Source organism: Parahoeflea alexandrii, assembly GCF_027214025.1.
Classification (GTDB): Bacteria; Pseudomonadota; Alphaproteobacteria; order Rhizobiales; family Rhizobiaceae; genus Hoeflea; species Hoeflea alexandrii_A.
Genome location: NZ_JAPWHB010000006.1, coordinates 366,209 through 382,139, shown reverse-complemented (window position 1 = coordinate 382,139; position 15,931 = coordinate 366,209). Strand labels below are relative to the sequence as shown.

At 63.0% G+C, this 15,931-nt stretch carries 16 protein-coding genes; 5 read left to right on the top strand and 11 right to left on the bottom strand.

What is annotated here, in order from left to right:
• Positions 1 to 26 precede the first annotated feature (26 nt).
• Both O4H62_RS21000 and pyrC read right to left on the bottom strand, forming a co-directional pair.
• A complete protein-coding gene (locus O4H62_RS21000; protein ID WP_269390798.1) occupies positions 27 to 722 on the bottom strand; it encodes an orotate phosphoribosyltransferase in 696 nt (231 codons plus the stop codon).
• 92 nt (positions 723 to 814) lie between these two features.
• Positions 815 to 1,792: a dihydroorotase gene (gene pyrC / locus O4H62_RS20995; RefSeq protein WP_430538497.1), complete on the bottom strand. Its 978-nt coding sequence runs from the start codon at positions 1,790 to 1,792 to the stop codon at positions 815 to 817.
• 183 nt (positions 1,793 to 1,975) lie between these two features.
• Here pyrC and O4H62_RS20990 point away from each other — a divergent pair, with 183 nt between their 5' ends.
• Entirely contained in the window at positions 1,976 to 2,764 is a 789-nt protein-coding gene (locus tag O4H62_RS20990; protein WP_269390796.1) for an SDR family oxidoreductase, read from the top strand.
• Between the two features lie 39 nt (positions 2,765 to 2,803).
• Here the strand turns inward: O4H62_RS20990 and O4H62_RS20985 are convergent, their stop codons facing one another.
• From O4H62_RS20985 to rfbF, 5 genes are all read right to left on the bottom strand, one after another.
• A complete protein-coding gene (locus O4H62_RS20985; protein WP_269390795.1) occupies positions 2,804 to 3,658 on the bottom strand; it encodes a D-amino-acid transaminase in 855 nt (284 codons plus the stop codon).
• A gap of 249 nt (positions 3,659 to 3,907) precedes the next feature.
• Complete coding sequence (locus O4H62_RS20980; RefSeq protein WP_269390922.1) at positions 3,908 to 5,137, bottom strand: class I SAM-dependent methyltransferase; 1,230 nt, start codon at positions 5,135 to 5,137, stop codon at positions 3,908 to 3,910.
• Positions 5,137 to 5,706, bottom strand: coding sequence for a dTDP-4-dehydrorhamnose 3,5-epimerase family protein (locus O4H62_RS20975; protein ID WP_331284478.1), 570 nt, complete (start codon positions 5,704 to 5,706; stop codon positions 5,137 to 5,139). The genes O4H62_RS20980 and O4H62_RS20975 overlap by 1 nt, the downstream gene beginning before the upstream one ends.
• Positions 5,703 to 6,803 carry a CDP-glucose 4,6-dehydratase gene (rfbG, locus tag O4H62_RS20970; RefSeq protein WP_269390794.1) on the bottom strand — a complete coding sequence of 367 codons (1,101 nt, stop codon included), beginning with the start codon at positions 6,801 to 6,803 and terminating at the stop codon, positions 5,703 to 5,705. Before rfbG ends, O4H62_RS20975 begins: the two co-directional genes overlap by 4 nt.
• Positions 6,788 to 7,558: a glucose-1-phosphate cytidylyltransferase gene (rfbF, locus tag O4H62_RS20965; protein WP_269390793.1), complete on the bottom strand. Its 771-nt coding sequence runs from the start codon at positions 7,556 to 7,558 to the stop codon at positions 6,788 to 6,790. Before rfbF ends, rfbG begins: the two co-directional genes overlap by 16 nt.
• 305 nt (positions 7,559 to 7,863) lie before the next feature.
• Between rfbF and O4H62_RS20960 the strand changes: the two genes are divergently transcribed.
• Complete coding sequence (locus O4H62_RS20960; protein ID WP_269390792.1) at positions 7,864 to 9,453, top strand: helicase HerA-like C-terminal domain-containing protein; 1,590 nt, start codon at positions 7,864 to 7,866, stop codon at positions 9,451 to 9,453.
• A 33-nt stretch (positions 9,454 to 9,486) separates the two neighbouring features.
• Here the strand turns inward: O4H62_RS20960 and O4H62_RS20955 are convergent, their stop codons facing one another.
• The 3 genes from O4H62_RS20955 to O4H62_RS20945 form a co-directional block, all read right to left on the bottom strand.
• The gene (locus tag O4H62_RS20955) at positions 9,487 to 10,104 is read right to left on the bottom strand and encodes a M23 family metallopeptidase (RefSeq protein ID WP_269390790.1); all 618 of its coding nucleotides are present in this window, start codon (positions 10,102 to 10,104) and stop codon (positions 9,487 to 9,489) included.
• Positions 10,105 to 10,306: 202 nt separating this feature from the next.
• Positions 10,307 to 11,077 (bottom strand): L,D-transpeptidase, encoded by a 771-nt coding sequence (locus O4H62_RS20950; RefSeq protein ID WP_269390789.1) that lies wholly within the window; start codon positions 11,075 to 11,077, stop codon positions 10,307 to 10,309.
• 211 nt (positions 11,078 to 11,288) lie between these two features.
• A complete protein-coding gene (locus O4H62_RS20945; RefSeq protein ID WP_269390788.1) occupies positions 11,289 to 11,942 on the bottom strand; it encodes a haloacid dehalogenase type II in 654 nt (217 codons plus the stop codon).
• Between the two features lie 240 nt (positions 11,943 to 12,182).
• Here O4H62_RS20945 and O4H62_RS20940 point away from each other — a divergent pair, with 240 nt between their 5' ends.
• Together O4H62_RS20940 and O4H62_RS20935 are read left to right on the top strand one after the other, a co-directional pair.
• On the top strand, positions 12,183 to 13,049 hold the full coding sequence (locus tag O4H62_RS20940) for a branched-chain amino acid aminotransferase (RefSeq protein WP_269390786.1): 867 nt from the start codon (positions 12,183 to 12,185) through the stop codon (positions 13,047 to 13,049).
• Positions 13,050 to 13,072: 23 nt separating this feature from the next.
• Positions 13,073 to 13,456, top strand: a complete 384-nt coding sequence (locus O4H62_RS20935) for a RidA family protein (protein ID WP_269390784.1) — start codon at positions 13,073 to 13,075, stop codon at positions 13,454 to 13,456.
• Between the two features lie 12 nt (positions 13,457 to 13,468).
• On the opposite strand, the gene denD is transcribed toward O4H62_RS20935, so the two are convergent.
• Entirely contained in the window at positions 13,469 to 14,458 is a 990-nt protein-coding gene (denD, locus tag O4H62_RS20930; RefSeq protein ID WP_269390783.1) for a D-erythronate dehydrogenase, read from the bottom strand.
• A gap of 230 nt (positions 14,459 to 14,688) precedes the next feature.
• On the opposite strand from denD, the gene O4H62_RS20925 reads away from it, so the two are divergent.
• The gene (locus tag O4H62_RS20925; RefSeq protein ID WP_269390780.1) at positions 14,689 to 15,573 is read left to right on the top strand and encodes a DMT family transporter; all 885 of its coding nucleotides are present in this window, start codon (positions 14,689 to 14,691) and stop codon (positions 15,571 to 15,573) included.
• Positions 15,574 to 15,931: the final 358 nt, after the last annotated feature.

The following is a 15,931-nucleotide window of genomic DNA, read 5'->3' as shown; positions in this document are numbered from 1 at the left end:
GCCCAGGCGGACAGGGTTTGCCGGGGTTAAGCCGGAAGTTCGGAAACGCCGCCATGCTGGGCCGACCATTTGAGCGGTGCGTCAAGAAAAGCTTCCACCGACTTCAACGTCGCCGGATCGAAGGACTGCTGCCGGGTCGCCGCGGCCAGCACATCGCGCCAGGTGGCGAGGTAATGCAGCTCGACATTGCCGTTGGCGAAGCGCTTACCGGCCTCTTCGAAAATGCCGTAATAGAACAGCGCTATGCCGTGATCGACGGTGCAGCCCGCCGCGCGGATGGCGTCGATGAAAGTGAACATCGATCCGCCGGCGGTGGTCAGGTCCTCGATCACCAGCACCCGCGAGCCTTCCGGCAGTTCACCCTCGATCTGGGCGTTGCGACCGTGGCCCTTGGGCTTCTTGCGCACGTAGATCATCGGCAGGCCGAGCCGTTCGGCGAGGAAGGCGGCAAAGGGAATGCCCGCCGTCTCGCCGCCGGCCACACAATCGAACTGCTCGAAACCGGCTTCCGACATGATCGTTGCCGCGGCAAAATCCATCACGGCGGAGCGGATGCGCGGATAGGAGATCAGCTTGCGGCAATCGATATAGACCGGGCTCATCATTCCGGAAGCCAACTTGTAGGGCTCGGTGGCGTTGAAATGCACAGCCTTGATTTCCAGCAGCTGGCTGGCGACAAGTTCGGCGATCTTCGCCTTGTCGGGAAACGTGTTGGAAAACATCGGCGTTGCCTCCAGGGTCGGGCCCGAACATTCGCTCCGGCAAGGGTTTCGGCGATCCGAATACCAGTTCGGACCAGCGGATTAAAGAGCGCTCAGGCAACTTCCCAGTGGATGGGCACCAGCGGGTCGAACACCGTCACCGACCCGTCGCCGGTCTCGATCTTGCCGGGCCAGGACACCGGCTCGTCGCGCCGCACCAGCGTCACGGTCTCGCTGTTGACCGGCAGTCCGTACCAGGCCGGTCCGTTGAGGCTGGCAAAGCCGGCCAGCTTGTCGAGCGCATTGTCCTCCTCGAAGACATGGGCGAGGCAGGACAGCGTGTTGATCGAGGTGAAGATGCCGGCGCAGCCGCAGGCGCATTCCTTCAACGGATCGACATGCGGGGCGGAATCGGTTCCGAGAAAGAAGCGCTTGTCGCCGGAGGTCGCGGCCTTGCGCAGCGCCAGCCGGTGGCTCTCGCGCTTGGCGACCGGCAGGCAGTAGTAATGCGGCTTGATGCCGCCGGCGAGAATGGCGTTGCGGTTGATCATCAGGTGATGGGTGGTGATGCTGCCGGCCAGGTTGGCGTCCGAGCCCATGACGTAGTCTACGCCATTGGAGGTCGTGATGTGCTCGAGCGTGATCCTGAGCTCGGGCAGTTTGCGGCGCAGCGGATCAAGCACGGTTTCAATGAACACGGCCTCGCGGTCAAATATGTCGACCGCCGGATCGGTGACTTCGCCGTGAATGCACAGCGGCATGCCGATCTCGGCCATTTTCTCGAGTACCGGCATGACCTTGGCAAGATCGCGGACGCCGGAATGGGAGTTGGTGGTGGCACCTGCGGGATAGAGTTTCACCGCGGTCACCAGCCCCGAGGCATGGGCGCTGGCCACGTCCGCGGCATCGGTGCCTTCCGTCAGATAGAGCGTCATCAGCGGGGTGAAATCGAGTCCCTCCGGCAATGCTGCCATGATGCGGTCGCGGTAGGCTTTCGCGTCAGCACTGGTCACCACCGGCGGCACCAGGTTGGGCATGATGATGGCGCGGGCGAAATGCCTGGCGCTGTAGGGCAGAACGCCTTCGAGCATGGCGCCGTCGCGCAGGTGCAGGTGCCAGTCATCAGGCTTCGGAATGGTAATCTCGACCACGCTGGGGTTCTCCCTGGATTAGGTTGCCCTATCTGCCCGGCTACTGGGGTTGACCTTTTCGGCCTCGAGCGGCAACTGATAGGCAAGCCTTTAGCAGGCAACAGGTAAACAGGGAAAGACTAGATGGATCTGGGATTGACAGGAAAACGCGCGCTCGTGCTGGCGTCATCGCGCGGACTAGGGCTTGGCATCGCGGAAGCGATCGCCGCAGAGGGCGCCGATGTGCTGATCACCGGGCGCGATGGCGCGCGGCTCGAAGCGGCCGTCGCGGCGATCAATGCGCGCGGGGCGGGCACGGCGCGGTTCGTGGTCTCCGATCTGTCGGACAAGACCACGCCGGCGCTGCTCGAAGAAGCCGTCAAACGCGAGTTCGGCGGCCTCGATATCCTGGTCAACAACACCGGCGGCCCGCCGCCCGGCCTGATGAGCGAGGCCGATCTGTCGGTCGTCCACCGCCAGTTCGAGATCATGGTGCTGAGCGTGATGGACATCACCGCACGGCTGCTTCCCGGCATGCGGGCGCAGGGCTGGGGCCGGGTGCTGACGGTGGCCTCATCCGGGGTGATCCAGCCGATCCCCAATCTCGGCCTGTCGAATGCGCTGAGGGCAACGCTGGTCGGCTGGTCGAAATCGATGGCCAACGAGACCGCCGGCGACGGCATCACCTTCAACATGCTGCTCCCGGGCCGGATCGACACGGACAGGCTGAAGGAGCTCGACGCCGCGAATGCCAAGCGCGCGGGCAAGGACGTGGCCGAGGTGGCAAAAGCCGCGCAGGCACAGATCCCGGTCGGACGCTACGGCGCGGTCGAGGAATTTGCCGCGACTGCTGCGTTCCTGGTCAGCGCGCGGGCGAGCTACATCAACGGATCAATGATCCGCTGCGACGGCGGTGCGATCAAGTCCGTCTGACGCTCAATGCGAGCCGGGTCTTCGCGACCCGGCTCGGCTTCACAACGCCCGCCTGAGGCTTTCCTCGATATAGGTCTTGCGCAAGCCAAGCGTCACCGGACCGGGCTTGCCGCCCGAGAGTTCGACGCCGTCGATCGAGATCACAGGCCCGACGAAGACGGAAGCCGAGGTGATGAAGGCTTCCGCGGCGTTCTTCGCTTCCTCGATGGTGAATGTGCGCTCTTCGATCCTGGTGCCGTTGGCTTCCGAATAGGAAATCAGGGCCGCGCGGGTGATGCCGGGCAGGATCGAATGCGACAGCGGCCGGGTGACGATGGCGCCGTCTTTGGTGACAATGAAGGCGTTGTTCGAGGTGCCTTCGGTGACGACGCCGTCGCGCACCATCCAGGCATCATCGGCGCCGCGCGCCTTGGCTTCCATCTTGCCGAGCGAGGGATAGAGCAGCTGTACCGTCTTGATGTCGCAGCGACCCCAGCGCAGATCCGGGATCGAGACGATCTTCATGCCGTTTCTGGCCACAGCCGTGTCGATCAGCGGGCGGCTCTGGGTGAACAGCACCAGCGTCGGCGTCAGCTTTTCGGTGTCGAACATGAAATCCCGGTCGATGGCGCCGCGGGTCATCTGCAGGTAGACCACGCCCTCATCGACCTTGTTGCGGCTGACCAGTTCGCGGTGGATCGCCAGAAGCTCGTCGTCGCTGACGGTAAAGCGCATGCCGAGTTCGCCCGCCGATCGGTGCAGCCGCGCCATGTGGGCCGGGAAATCGATCAGCTTGCCGCCAAGCACGGAGGCAACCTCATAGATGCCGTCGCCGAACAGGAAACCGCGGTCAAATACCGAGACCCTGGCCTCGTTTTCCGGCACATAGCTTCCGTTGACATAGACTGTGCGCATGGCGGTCTCCTTGTTCGCGACTGTTTTTTCTCATGCCAGAGAATCAGCCGGGCCGCCAAGGTGTTTTTGCTCCGCGTCGATCGCCGTGGCGAAACAGCCCGGTTCAGGCGCGGGGGCTCATGCCCTTCGCGAACAGCCGTATGGACGATGTCATCGGCAGGCGCGATGGCTGTCAGGCGTTCGGCTCGCCCGGCGTATCGATCGAAGACTTGACCTTCTTGTCGTTGATCTCGATCTCGATCGTCTCGCCTAGCTTCTGATCAGCAGTTTCGGGATCGCGGTCACGAACTGTCCACCCCAATCGCTGATAAAGGTAAGCTGGGTCCTGATTTCTGTCTCGATATTCCATGGCAGAATTACCACCCTGTGTGGTTGGTCGGAGATAAGCCGTTCCTCGCCGACGATCGGAATATGCGACCCGGGCATGTAGCGCCCCTGCTTGGCCGGGTTCCGATCGACAACGAAGGCGATGTCGCCGGCGTCCGCGCCGGCGAAATTGAGAAGCGTGTTGCCCTTGGCCGCAGCGCCATAGGCAGCCACTTTCAGGCCCGTGGAGCGAGCCTCATCGAGGAAGGCGCGGAATTCGTCGCGAGCCGCTTCGGCACTTGCCTGGAAGCCGGCATAGAACGCCTGGCTGTCCATTCCGGCACGCCGCTCGGTCTCAAGCATGGCGTCCACCGTTGCAGTCACCGGATGGGCGCGATGATCGCTGCGGCAGGCGAAGACCCTTAGGCTGCCGCCATGATGCGGCGTGGTTTCGACATCGAACACGGTCAAACCGTTGGCGCTGAAGATCCGGGCGACGGCAAGCAGCGAAAGGTAGGAGTAGTGCTCGTGGTAGGCGGTGTCGAACTGGTTGCCGCGAACCATCTCGTAGAGATGCGGGAATTCGAAGGTGGCAACGCCCGAAGGCTTGAGCAGCGTTGCGAAGCCGGCCACGAAATCATTGATGTCGGGAACATGGGCCAGCACGTTGTTGGCGGCTATGAGGTCCGCCTGCCGGCCTTCCGATGCCAGCCTTGAGGCGAGTTCCCGGCCGAAGAAATCCTCAACGATTTCGATACCTCGGGTACGGGCGGCTTCGGCGGTGCTGTGTGTGGGTTCGATGCCGTAGCAGGGAATGCCGGCTTCACGGACATATTGCAGCAGGTAGCCGTCATTGGCGGCAATCTCGACGACCAGGCTATCAGGGCCGAGGCCGAACCGGTCGCGCATCGTACCAACATAGGCCTTCGCATGATCGAGCCATGTCCGTGAGAAGGACGAGAAATAGGCATAATCGCCGGAGAAGAATTCCTCCCGGTCGGCAAAATCCTCGGTCTGGGTCAGCCAGCATTCGGTGCAGGTGCGGATGACCAGCGGATAGTGCTTTTCCGGCAGGCCCAGATCGGCTTCGTCGAGATAGGAGTTGGACGGCGGCGCCTCGCCAAGATCCAGGAACGGAATGAAATCGCCGCCGCCGCAATGTCTGCAGCGCATCATGAGATGGGCTCCGCTGCATCGATCAGGGGATGAGCGGCATCGCGGGCGGACAGTCCGGAGATCGGCAGCGGCCAATCGATACCGAGCGCCGGGTCATCGTGACGCAAGCCAGCTTCGTGTTCCGGATTGTAGGCAACGGAATGGATGTAGATGAGTTCGGCGTCATCGGTGAGCGCTTGGAACCCGTGGGCGAAGCCTTCCGGGACATAGATCGCCGTGCCCGCCTCCGCAGACAGCTCGACGCCGACATGCGCAAAGCGGGAGGGGCTTTCATCGCGAACATCGACGGCGACATCGTGAACGGCGCCACGGATGCAGACGACCAGCTTGGCTTCGGCATGGGGCGGGCGCTGATAATGCATGCCGCGCAAGGTGCCGGCCTTTTCCGTGCGGCTGTGGTTGATCTGGGCAACGGGACCCGGCCAGCCGATCGCGGCAAGCGCCTCGGCGCAGAAGATGCGGGCGAAGGCACCACGCTCGTCGGTAAACGGTTTGCGCCGCACCAGCACCGGACCATCCTTCCGGTCCGGCATCAGTGGCGTCAGTCCGAAGGGCGAAGTACTCACCGGACGCATGCCATCGACGACCGCCTGACGGCATCGAGATAGGCGCAGCAATCGGCCTCGCACAGTTCGCGCGCCCGGCGGCCGGACAGAAAATCGCGATACCACTTTGCGGTCAGTGCAACGGTTTGATCGAGCCCCCAAAGACCGGATATGCCGAGATCGGTTTCGGCCAGGGTGGGATCGAGCGCCAGGGCATGTGCCTCCGCCGGGCCTTCCGGCGTGTCGGCGAAATCCGTCCGCACATCGCCGAACGTGTCGGCTGCGAGCGACAGCACCTTGCGAACGGTCGCGCTGTCACTGCGCGGCCCGAAATTGTAGGCCGGCGCCATGTCCGCGCCGGAGGCCAGTTTCTCGGCCAGAACAAGATATCCGCGCAGCGGCTCGAGCACGTGCTGCCAGGGCCGCGTGGCTTCCGGACGCCGGACCTTGAGCGTCTCGCCCGACGACCAGGCCCTGACCGCGTCGGGCACCAGCCGGTCTTCGGCCCAGTCACCACCGCCGATCACGTTGCCGGCACGCGCCGTTGCGATGCCGCATCCCTCGGTCGCGAAGCGGCTGCGCCATCCGTCGACCACCATTTCGCAAGCCGCCTTGCTGGCGGAATAGGGATCGTGACCGCCGAGCGGATCGGTCTCGACGAAGGCCCGGCCATCATCGGAATTCCGGTAGACCTTGTCGGTGGTGGTGACGACAATGGCGAGAGCGGTGTTCACCTGCGCCAGGGCCTGCAACAGATTGTTGGTTCCGTGCACGTTGGTGGCGAAGGTGCCATGCGGGTCGCTGTATCCGCGGCGCACCAGCGACTGGGCGGCGAGATGGAAGACGATCTCCGGCCGCGCCCGCGCGACGAGGCTTGCAACCTCGTCGCAATTGCGGATATCGACGGTTTCGCTCGCCAACCGCTCCGGCGCATGCAAGTGTGAAAACAGCGCTTCAGACTGCTCCGGCGCCAGCGAACAGCCGGTGACCCTTGCCCCCATGGCCTCGAGCCAGAACAGCATCCACGCGCCCTTGAACCCGGTGTGGCCGGTCAGCAGCACCCTGCGTCCGCGCCAGAAATCGCGATTGGGCAGGCCCTTGATCACCAGCTTTTCCAAGGGGCGTTCCCTTCCGTCCAGAGCGCCTCAAGCATGGTCTTGTCCCGCAACGTATCCATCGGCCGCCAGAAACCACGGTGAAAGAACGCGCGCAGTTCGCCTGCCTCGGCGAGCTCGGTCAGCGGCTCGCCCTCGAAACTGGTCTGATCGTTCTCGATCCGGTCAAGCACCGGGTTGGACAGAACGAAGAAACCGCCATTGATGAAGCCGCCCTCACCTTCCGGCTTTTCGATGAACCCCTGGACCTTGTCACCATCGAGCTTGAGCGCGCCGAAGCGTGCAGGCGGGCGCACGGCGGTAACGGTAGCAAGCCGGCCATGGGACTTGTGAAAGCCGATGGTCGCCGAGATGTCGACATCCGACAGCCCGTCGCCATAGGTGAAGCAGAAGCTGTCTTCGCCTTCGAGATAGGGCGCCACGCGTTTCAGACGGCCGCCGGTCATGGTGTTCTCGCCGGTATCGACGAGGGTGACCCGCCAATCCTCCGCACTCTGGCGATGGAAATGAACCGTGTTGTCGGACATGTCGAACGACAGGTCCGACATGTGCAGCGCGTAGTTGGCGAAATATTCCTTGATCACATAGCCGCGAAAACCGCAGCATATGATGAAGTCACGCAGACCGTGCGTGTGGTAGAGCTTCATGATGTGCCAGAGGATCGGCCGACCGCCGATTTCGACCATGGGTTTGGGCCGCAGGTGGGTTTCTTCCGAGAGCCGCGAACCCAGGCCACCGGCCAGAATCACAACCTTCATGGCGCATCCCCCGGGTTCGTCCGGCGACAGCCGAAGGTATCCGCCGACCCTGTTGGCAGGCAGATGTTTTCAGGCCTCGTTGTTGCCCCATGTTTCATGGCGCCCGATATTCCCCTGACAATCAGCCTCCGAAAGCTAGAGGCACAAGCTTTCCCGAGGCTGTTGCAAGACCTGACGGAAGGAGCGGGTCAAGCTGACGACAAGCATTGTTCCCGGGACAGGGCTTGCCTATAAGTGAACGGTGATGCTTGCGCGCTGCGCATGCGACAGCCCAACCGCCACGACCGGCGCAGCACGAGGACGACATGCTCGAAGAAGGCAAGCTTTACGTCGGCACCAGCCGCAATCCCGACGACAGCATCAACAAGGGCGAATATCTCGATCTAAAATATGCCAACCGGCACGGCCTGATCACCGGCGCCACCGGTACCGGCAAGACCGTGACGCTGCAGATCCTGGCCGAGAGTTTTTCCAATGCCGGCGTTCCGGTGTTCTGCGCCGATGTCAAAGGCGATCTTTCGGGCATCGCGGCGATGGGCGAGTACAAGGACTTCCTTGAAAAGCGTGCCAAGACGATCGGTCTCGATCCCTATGAGTTTCAGGAGTTCCCGGTCATCTTCTGGGACCTGTTCGGCGAGAAGGGGCACCGTGTCCGCACCACGATCTCGGAGATGGGGCCGCTGCTGCTGGCGCGGCTGATGGACATGTCCGACGCCCAGGAAGGCGTGCTCAACATCGCCTTCAAGCTCGCCGACGAGAACGGCTTGCCGCTGCTTGATCTCAAGGACCTGCGCGCGCTGCTCAACTACATGGCGGGCGAGACCGAAAGCCTTTCGGCCATGTATGGCAACATCACCAAGCAGTCGCTGGCGACGATCCAGCGCGGACTGCTGGTGCTCGAGCAGCAGGGCGCGGAAAACTTCTTCGGCGAGCCTGCCCTGAAAATCGCCGACATCATGCGCACCACCAATGACGGCCGCGGTGCGATTTCGGTGCTGGCGGCCGACAAGCTGATGATGAATCCGCGGCTCTACGGCACGTTCCTGCTGTGGCTCCTGTCGGAGCTGTTCGAGGAGCTTCCGGAGGTCGGCGACCCCGACCGGCCGCGGCTGGTGTTCTTCTTCGACGAGGCGCACCTGCTGTTTGACGAAGCGCCTAAGATCCTGATCGACCGGGTCGAGCAGGTGGTGCGGCTGATCCGTTCAAAGGGGGTGGGTGTGTATTTCGTCACCCAGAACCCGCTCGATGTGCCCGAGACCGTGCTATCCCAACTCGGCAACCGGATCCAGCATGCGCTCCGGGCCTATACGCCGCGCGAGCAGAAGGCGGTGAAGGTGGCCGCGGAGACCTTCCGGCCGAACCCCGCCTTCGACTGCTTCGAGGCAATCACGCAGCTGGGCGTCGGCGAGGCGCTGGTCTCGACGCTGGGGCCCAAGGGCGTGCCTTCCATGGTCGAGCGGACGCTCATCCGCCCACCCGCCTCGCGGCTTGGCCCGATCACCGAGCCGGAACGGCAGAAGGTGATGGCGGTCAGCCCGGTCGCCGGTCAGTACGACAAGGATCTTGACCGCGACAGCGCCTTCGAGATGCTGGCGCGGCGCGCCGAGGAAGCCGCGAAAGCGGAAGAGGAAGAGCGCCGCCGGGAGGAGGAAAAGGAACAGGAACGGCCGGAAAGCCGGCGCTGGACCCTGCCCGGTTATGGCGACGACGATGACGAGGACGATCGCGGCCGCAGCAGATCCTCGCGGCGCAAGAGTTCGAGCCGTTCGCGCCCGGGCTATCAGCGCCAGACGGTGACCGAAACCGTGATCAAGTCGGTTGCGCGATCGGCTGCGACATCGCTCGGCCGCGCACTGGTGCGGGGTATTCTGGGGTCACTGAAAAAGGGATTCTGATCCGGATGGAACTGGTTCCGCCGCCCCCTGCCCTCAGCGGCATCGGACAGGATAGGTGATACGGAAGGCGCCGGGCTCGATGGGTGCTGTGGGATCGAAGCAGGTAACCTGCCCCACTCCGCCCGCCCAAACTGTGTTCGGGTCGATTGCCCGGAAGACCTGAGGCCTGACCTCGCGGCGCACCTCGAGATGCAGATGCGGAAGCCCGCCGGCCAGCGCACCGGTGTTACCGAGCGTGGCGATCTGCTGGCCACGCTCCACCTTGGCGCCCTGCGACACGCCGCGGCTGTTGAGGTGCTTGTAGACGGTCATCATCCGCAAACCGTCCGCATTCGGCCCGTGGTCGATGGTGATCCGATTGCCGTAGGCGGGCTCGAAATAGGAATCGATCACCTGGCCTCCGGCTGCCGCGAGCACGGGCGTGCCGATCTTGTCGATGATGTCGATTCCGAGATGTCCGGACCCGTCGGGATCACGGTAGAACTGCTGCGAGATCGACGGCGCCTGCTGCGGCATGACCACCGGGATCTTCGCATTGTGGTCGGGCCGGTATGACGTCGCCCAGCCGTAATCCTGCTGCACGCATCCTGCCGGGACGAGAAGGCCCGACACAGCTGCGACCGCCACGAGCCAACGGACACCCTGTCGCATTGCTTTTCCCCGGTCAGCGATCAGGGACCATGTTTCCCGCCGCGAAATCAATCATCGCTTCCGATAGCACAAAGCGGCCACAGCGCTCAACTGCCGGTGCCTACGCTCCAGCAACGCCTTTCCCGAGATCCTGGCGGCAGGGCAGCATACCTCAAGCATGGAGGCCTATCCGAACCGGATTCGGCCCGAAGGCGGGCGGCGCTCAGACGACCAGAATGGGAGTCCGGGTCGGGACACGGTCATAGAGGTCGCAGATATCCTGGTTGATCAACCTCACGCAGCCCGACGACACGGCCTTGCCGATGGACCGGTATTCCGGACTGCCATGCAGGCGGTAAAGCGTGTCCTCACCGTTCTGGAAGATGTAGAGCGCACGGGCGCCGAGCGGATTGTCGAGGCCGGGCGGCATGCCGCCGTTTGCTGCCGAATAACGCTCGAGTTCCGGCTGGCGGGCGATCATGTCCTGGGGCGGGGTCCATTTCGGCCATTTCTGCTTCCACTGCACGATGGCGCGGCCCGACCAGGCAAATCCCTCGCGGCCGATACCGACGCCATAGCGCATGGCCCTGCCGTTTTCCCGGACCAGATAGAGGAAGCGCTGGGAGGTATCGACGACAAGGGTTCCGGGCCGCTCGCCTGTCGGATCGGCCACCTCCTGGCGAAGAAACGCCGGATCGATTTCCTGATATGGAATGGCCGGCAACGGGAAGGGTTCGTCGAGCTTCGGGCCGTACATGCTGTCGTAATAGGATGAAACAGCACTCAGTCCGGAGCCTCGGTTGGTGGGCTCACGAAAGACTGGCTGGGTGTCGGTCATGAATTGCTGGGTGGTCTGCGGTCCGGCGCAGCCGGCAAGCGTGGCAGTTGCGGCAGAGCCAAGCGCCAGGAACCGGCGCCGGGAGAGAGGACGCGCCACGCTATCGTTTCCGGCAACACCGGACAGGTTCAGGTCTTTTTGATTTGGTCCGGTCATGTCGCGGAAAGTCCTCAAGTCTCAAGAGATCGAAATCGTCGCCGATATCCGTCCGGAGTGCTCCCCGGCCCGACTCAACGCGCTGGGGCATATTTGAGTTCCGATTGTGACTTTCCCACGCCTGGCTTGTGGCGAACTTGCCACAGCAATCGCGTTTCGTGATAACATCTACATGATAGGCCGATGAATGGCAGTGCGACCGGCCGCGGCCCTATTCGACACCGTTGAGGTCGGGCAGGATCAGCGAAGGCGACAGGTCGCGATACTCATCGGGCATCTTGGCCCGGTTGATCCACACCGTGCGAAAACCGAACTTGGTGGCGCCGGCGACATCCCAGCGGTTGGACGACTGGAACGACACCGCACCAGGATAGAGACGGTAGGCGGTTGTGACCATGTCATAGACTGCCGGGTCGGTCTTGAAGGTCTTGAGTTCGTCGACGGAGAAGACATCGTCGATGACGGTGTCGAGCGCGGCATTGGTGACAGCCGAATCCAGCATCTTCACGGAGCCGTTCGACAGGATCGCAACGCGGGCGCCGGTGGCTTTCAGCGCCTTCAGCACGGCGGGAACTTCCGGATAACAATCGAGCTTGAAATAGGCGTCGAGCAATTGCGGCCTGAGGCTCTTGTCGGCGCTGGGGACACGTTCGAAGGCATGATCGAGCGCTTCCTCGGTCAGCGCCCAGAAATCGCGCCATTGACCCATGAGCGCCCGCGTCCAGGAGTATTCGAGTTGCTTGGCCCGCCAGATCTCCGACAGCAGTTGCCCGTCCGGTCCGACCGCGTCCGCATGGCGACGCACCGCGGAATGGACGTCAAACAGGGTTCCATAGGCATCAAAGACGTATGCGGCATAGGCCATTTCGATATTCCTCGTGCAATCCGCTTACGATGCCCGTGTTGCAGTGCAACAGTCAAGCGCCAACCCTGTTCCGGTTCGCCGAACATCCGCCGGGTCCAAAAGTTTCCCCGCGGGGCCACAATGCGCAAGGATCGTGCGATTGACCGGACGCTGTCTGTTTGTCGCGAGGTGATGACTTGACGACGGGGGCGGCGGCGGTCGAATGTCCGTTCACAGAGATCGTATCGGCAGGAGGACATCATGGCCGTCAATACCCAAGCCCGCACCAAGACCTGGACCTATGTCGATGGCGAGTGGCTTGAAGGCAACCCGCCGTTGATCGGCCCGGTCAGCCACGCCATGTGGCTGGGCTCGACGGTGTTTGACGGCGCGCGCTGGTTTGACGGCGTGGCACCGGATCTCGATCTGCATTGCGCGCGGGTCAACCGCTCGGCCGATGCGCTGGGGATGCGCGCCACCATGGAAGCCGAAACGATCGAAGGGCTGGCGCGCGAAGGACTGAAGAAGTTCGACGGCAAGACCGCCGTCTATATCAAGCCGATGTACTGGGCAGAGCACGGCGGCTACATGTCGGTGCCGGCCGATCCGGACTCGACACGCTTCTGCCTGTGCCTGTTCGAAAGCCCGATGATCGCCTCGTCCGGCTTTTCGGTCACCGTCTCGCCGTTCCGGCGCCCGACCTATGAAACCGCGCCGACCAATGCCAAGGCGGGATGCCTCTATCCCAACAACGGACGGGCCGTAATGGAAGCCAAGTCGCGCGGCTTCGACAACGCGCTGGTGCTCGACATGCTCGGCAATGTCGCCGAAACCGGCACCTCCAACATCTTCATGGTCAAGGACGGCGTGGTGTTCACGCCGGCGCCGAACGGAACCTTCCTGACCGGCATCACCCGGTCGCGGACGATCAAGCTTTTGCGCGAGGCGGGCACCGAAGTGGTGGAGAAATCCCTCACTGTTTCTGATTTCATGGATGCCGACGAGATCTTCTCGACCGGCAACCACTCCAAGGTGGTTCCCGTGATCAAGATCGAGGACCGGGAACTGCAGGCAGGGCCGACGGGCCGCAAAGCCCGCGAACTCTACATGGATTGGGCCCACGTCTGAGAAGACGCGACAGGAATGGCTGAATGAGCGAAAGACGCAAACATTCCACCGGCTCGCCGTTCGAGAAGGCGGCAGCCTATTCCCGCGCGGTGCGTCAGGGCCCGTTCGTCCACGTGTCGGGCACCACCGGCTATGATTACAGCGCGATGGAAATGCCGGCGGATGTCGCCGACCAGGCGCGCAACTGCTTCACCACGATTGCCGCCTCGCTGGCGGCACTCGATGCCAGCCTGAGCGACGTGGTGCGGGTGAGATACTATGTCACCAAGCCCGAACATTTCGATGCAGTGGCGCCGGTCTTGGCCGAACACCTGGGCGGCATCGATCCGGCGGCAACGATGATCGTCTGCCAGCTGATCCGTCCGGAAATGCTGATCGAGATCGAGGTGACAGCCCAGGTCGAGTAGGGCCAGACCGGGTCAGACCCGGATTTCTCCGCCCATCTCATCCTCGATATGGATGCGGATGATCTCGTCGAACGAGGACTCCGCCCGGAAGCCGAGCGCCAGCGCCCTCTCGGGCGCAAAGCTGCGCGGCCAGGCCGATACGATGCGCATGATCTCGGGTGCGGGTTCGCGGCGGATGAGTGCGACCGCCTTGTCGCCTGCAATCTGCCGCAGCGCCTCGATCTGCTCGGCCACGGTGGCCGATACTCCGGGCATGTTGAGCGCCCGGCGATGCCCGACGGGACCCGTGTCCATGGTCGCGGCATGGGTGAGGAAGCCGACTGCGGCGCGCGGACTGGCGTGCCAGTGCCTCACCGTATCAGGGACAGGCAGTATCGCGGGCTTGCCGGCCAGCGGCTCACGCAGGATGCCGGAGAAGAACCCGGATGCCGCGGCATTCGGCAGACCGGGGCGGATGCAGATCGTCGGCAGGCGGATGGCCATGCCGTCGAAAAAGCCGCGGCGGGTGTAATCCTGCAGCAGCAGTTCGCCGATCGCCTTCTGCGTGCCGTAGCTGGTCAGCGGCGCGGTCAGGAAGGTGTCGTCGATCTCGTCGGGCAACGGCGCGCCAAAGGCCGCCACCGAGGAGGCAAACACCAGACGCGGGCAATAGCCGTCCGTCCGGGAGAGATGCCGGATGGCGTCGAACAGATAGCGGGTGCCGTCGAGGTTGATCCGGTAACCCTTGTCGAAGTCCTGTTCGGCCTCGCCCGAGACGATGGCAGCCAGGTGAACAATCAGATCGGGCCGTCCGGCGACCAGTTGCGGCGCCGCGCGGGGACCGGAAATATCGAGCGCCAGGCTTGCGACCTCGCCTGGAAACCCGGCTGGAGTCTGGGGCTCGACCACGTCGGCCAGCGTCAGCTTGCCCACATTACGCCCGCCCAGCCCACCCGAACGCACGATCGCATCTGTGAACTTGCGGCCGATCATCCCCGCCGCGCCGATAATCAAGACATGCATGCTACCACTCTCCCGCACCTTGTCGCGCTCGGGACGGTAAGGCCTGACGCGCGGAAGCGCAAATGGGCAAACCGCGCGTTTTCCGCCTGACGGTCGATTTGCTATGGCAATTCCGATTGTCCGGCGGACGGGGTCATTGTCGCCGCCGCCATGTTGGCCTAAACCCGTGTCACCATCATTCAGTCTTCGGCGCGTGGGTCACATGCGTGGAGCAATGGAGAGTCCCGCGCATGCCCCAAACCTACCGGCCACTGCAGGCGGCACTGTGGATGTGCGGATCGATCACGTCGTTCTCCGCGATGGCGGTTGCGGGCCGGTATGTCTCGCAGGTTCACTCGACCTTCGAGATCATGGCATTCCGGTCGCTGGTCGGCCTTTTCATCGTCCTCGGGCTCGGCGCCGCCAGCCGCAGGCTTGGCGAGATCCAGGGCGCACGGCTGAAGCAACATTTCTTTCGCAACCTGTTTCACTTCACCGGGCAAAACCTCTGGTTCTTCGCTCTTGCGGCGATACCGCTTGCGCAGGTGTTCGCGCTGGAGTTCACGACGCCCGTCTGGGTCATCCTGTTGAGCTTCGCGTTTCTCGGCGAGCGGCTGACCGGATCCAAGATCGTTGCGGCGTGCCTTGGCTTTGTCGGCATTCTGGTTGTCGCAAGACCGGATTTTGGCTCACTGGATCCCGGATTGATCACGGCGGCGATGTCGGCGGTCTTCTTCGCCGCAACCATCATCATGACCAAGGCGCTGACCCGTCACGAAAGCATCGTCTCGATCCTGTTCTGGTTGACCGGAATTCAACTTTGCTTCGGGTTTGTCGCGCTCGTGTTACAGACCTCGATCGCCTGGCCGACACTCGCAACGCTGCCATGGCTGCTGGTGATCGGCGCTGCCGGATTGCTGGCGCATCATTGCCTGACCATCTCGCTGTCACTTGCGCCGGCGAGTTTCGTCATGCCGATAGATTTTGCCCGGCTGCCGCTGATCGTCCTCATCGGCGCGCTCTTGTTCGGCGAAAAGGCCGATGCCTTCATCCTGCTCGGCGGCGGCATCATCATCCTTGCCAACTGGATCAATATCCGCGGCGGCAAACGCGTGGCGGCAGCAGCGGCGAATTGATGCCAGACCGTCTGCCGTAATGAGATCGATATGGATAAAAAAGAGGAAGTGGTGCCGCTTACGTGACTCGAACACGTGACCCCGTCATTACGAATTGTTTTTCGTAACGATATCAGATGGTTAGATGTGATGTCAGCAGGTTGGATGTGCTTGCACAAGCCGTTGGCCTCGCTTCGCTTTCCCAGAGTGAAAGGTAGCACATCGTGTCACCACGTTGCCACCACTTTGACCCCGCGAACCTACTAGCCAAATGCTAATCCCGATTTGCCCTACTAATCGCCAATCTGGCCTGTTCTGCCGGACCTCACCCTATCAACGGGTTCGAGCATTTTGGGCGGGGGTGGGAGCCTGTGGATGT

Coding starts and splice junctions, on each gene's coding strand:
- O4H62_RS20925 (WP_269390780.1), top strand. CDS start 14,689: ATGCCCCAAACCTACCGGCCACTGCAGGCGGCACTGTGGATGTGCGGA.
- O4H62_RS20940 (WP_269390786.1), top strand. CDS start 12,183: ATGGCCGTCAATACCCAAGCCCGCACCAAGACCTGGACCTATGTCGAT.
- O4H62_RS20985 (WP_269390795.1), bottom strand. CDS start 3,658: ATGCGCACAGTCTATGTCAACGGAAGCTATGTGCCGGAAAACGAGGCC.
- O4H62_RS20980 (WP_269390922.1), bottom strand. CDS start 5,137: ATGCGCTGCAGACATTGCGGCGGCGGCGATTTCATTCCGTTCCTGGAT.
- O4H62_RS20950 (WP_269390789.1), bottom strand. CDS start 11,077: ATGACCGGACCAAATCAAAAAGACCTGAACCTGTCCGGTGTTGCCGGA.
- pyrC (WP_430538497.1), bottom strand. CDS start 1,792: ATGCTCGAAGGCGTTCTGCCCTACAGCGCCAGGCATTTCGCCCGCGCC.
- O4H62_RS20990 (WP_269390796.1), top strand. CDS start 1,976: ATGGATCTGGGATTGACAGGAAAACGCGCGCTCGTGCTGGCGTCATCG.
- rfbF (WP_269390793.1), bottom strand. CDS start 7,558: ATGAAGGTTGTGATTCTGGCCGGTGGCCTGGGTTCGCGGCTCTCGGAA.
- O4H62_RS20935 (WP_269390784.1), top strand. CDS start 13,073: ATGAGCGAAAGACGCAAACATTCCACCGGCTCGCCGTTCGAGAAGGCG.
- denD (WP_269390783.1), bottom strand. CDS start 14,458: ATGCATGTCTTGATTATCGGCGCGGCGGGGATGATCGGCCGCAAGTTC.
- O4H62_RS20945 (WP_269390788.1), bottom strand. CDS start 11,942: ATGGCCTATGCCGCATACGTCTTTGATGCCTATGGAACCCTGTTTGAC.
- O4H62_RS20960 (WP_269390792.1), top strand. CDS start 7,864: ATGCTCGAAGAAGGCAAGCTTTACGTCGGCACCAGCCGCAATCCCGAC.
- O4H62_RS21000 (WP_269390798.1), bottom strand. CDS start 722: ATGTTTTCCAACACGTTTCCCGACAAGGCGAAGATCGCCGAACTTGTC.
- O4H62_RS20955 (WP_269390790.1), bottom strand. CDS start 10,104: ATGCGACAGGGTGTCCGTTGGCTCGTGGCGGTCGCAGCTGTGTCGGGC.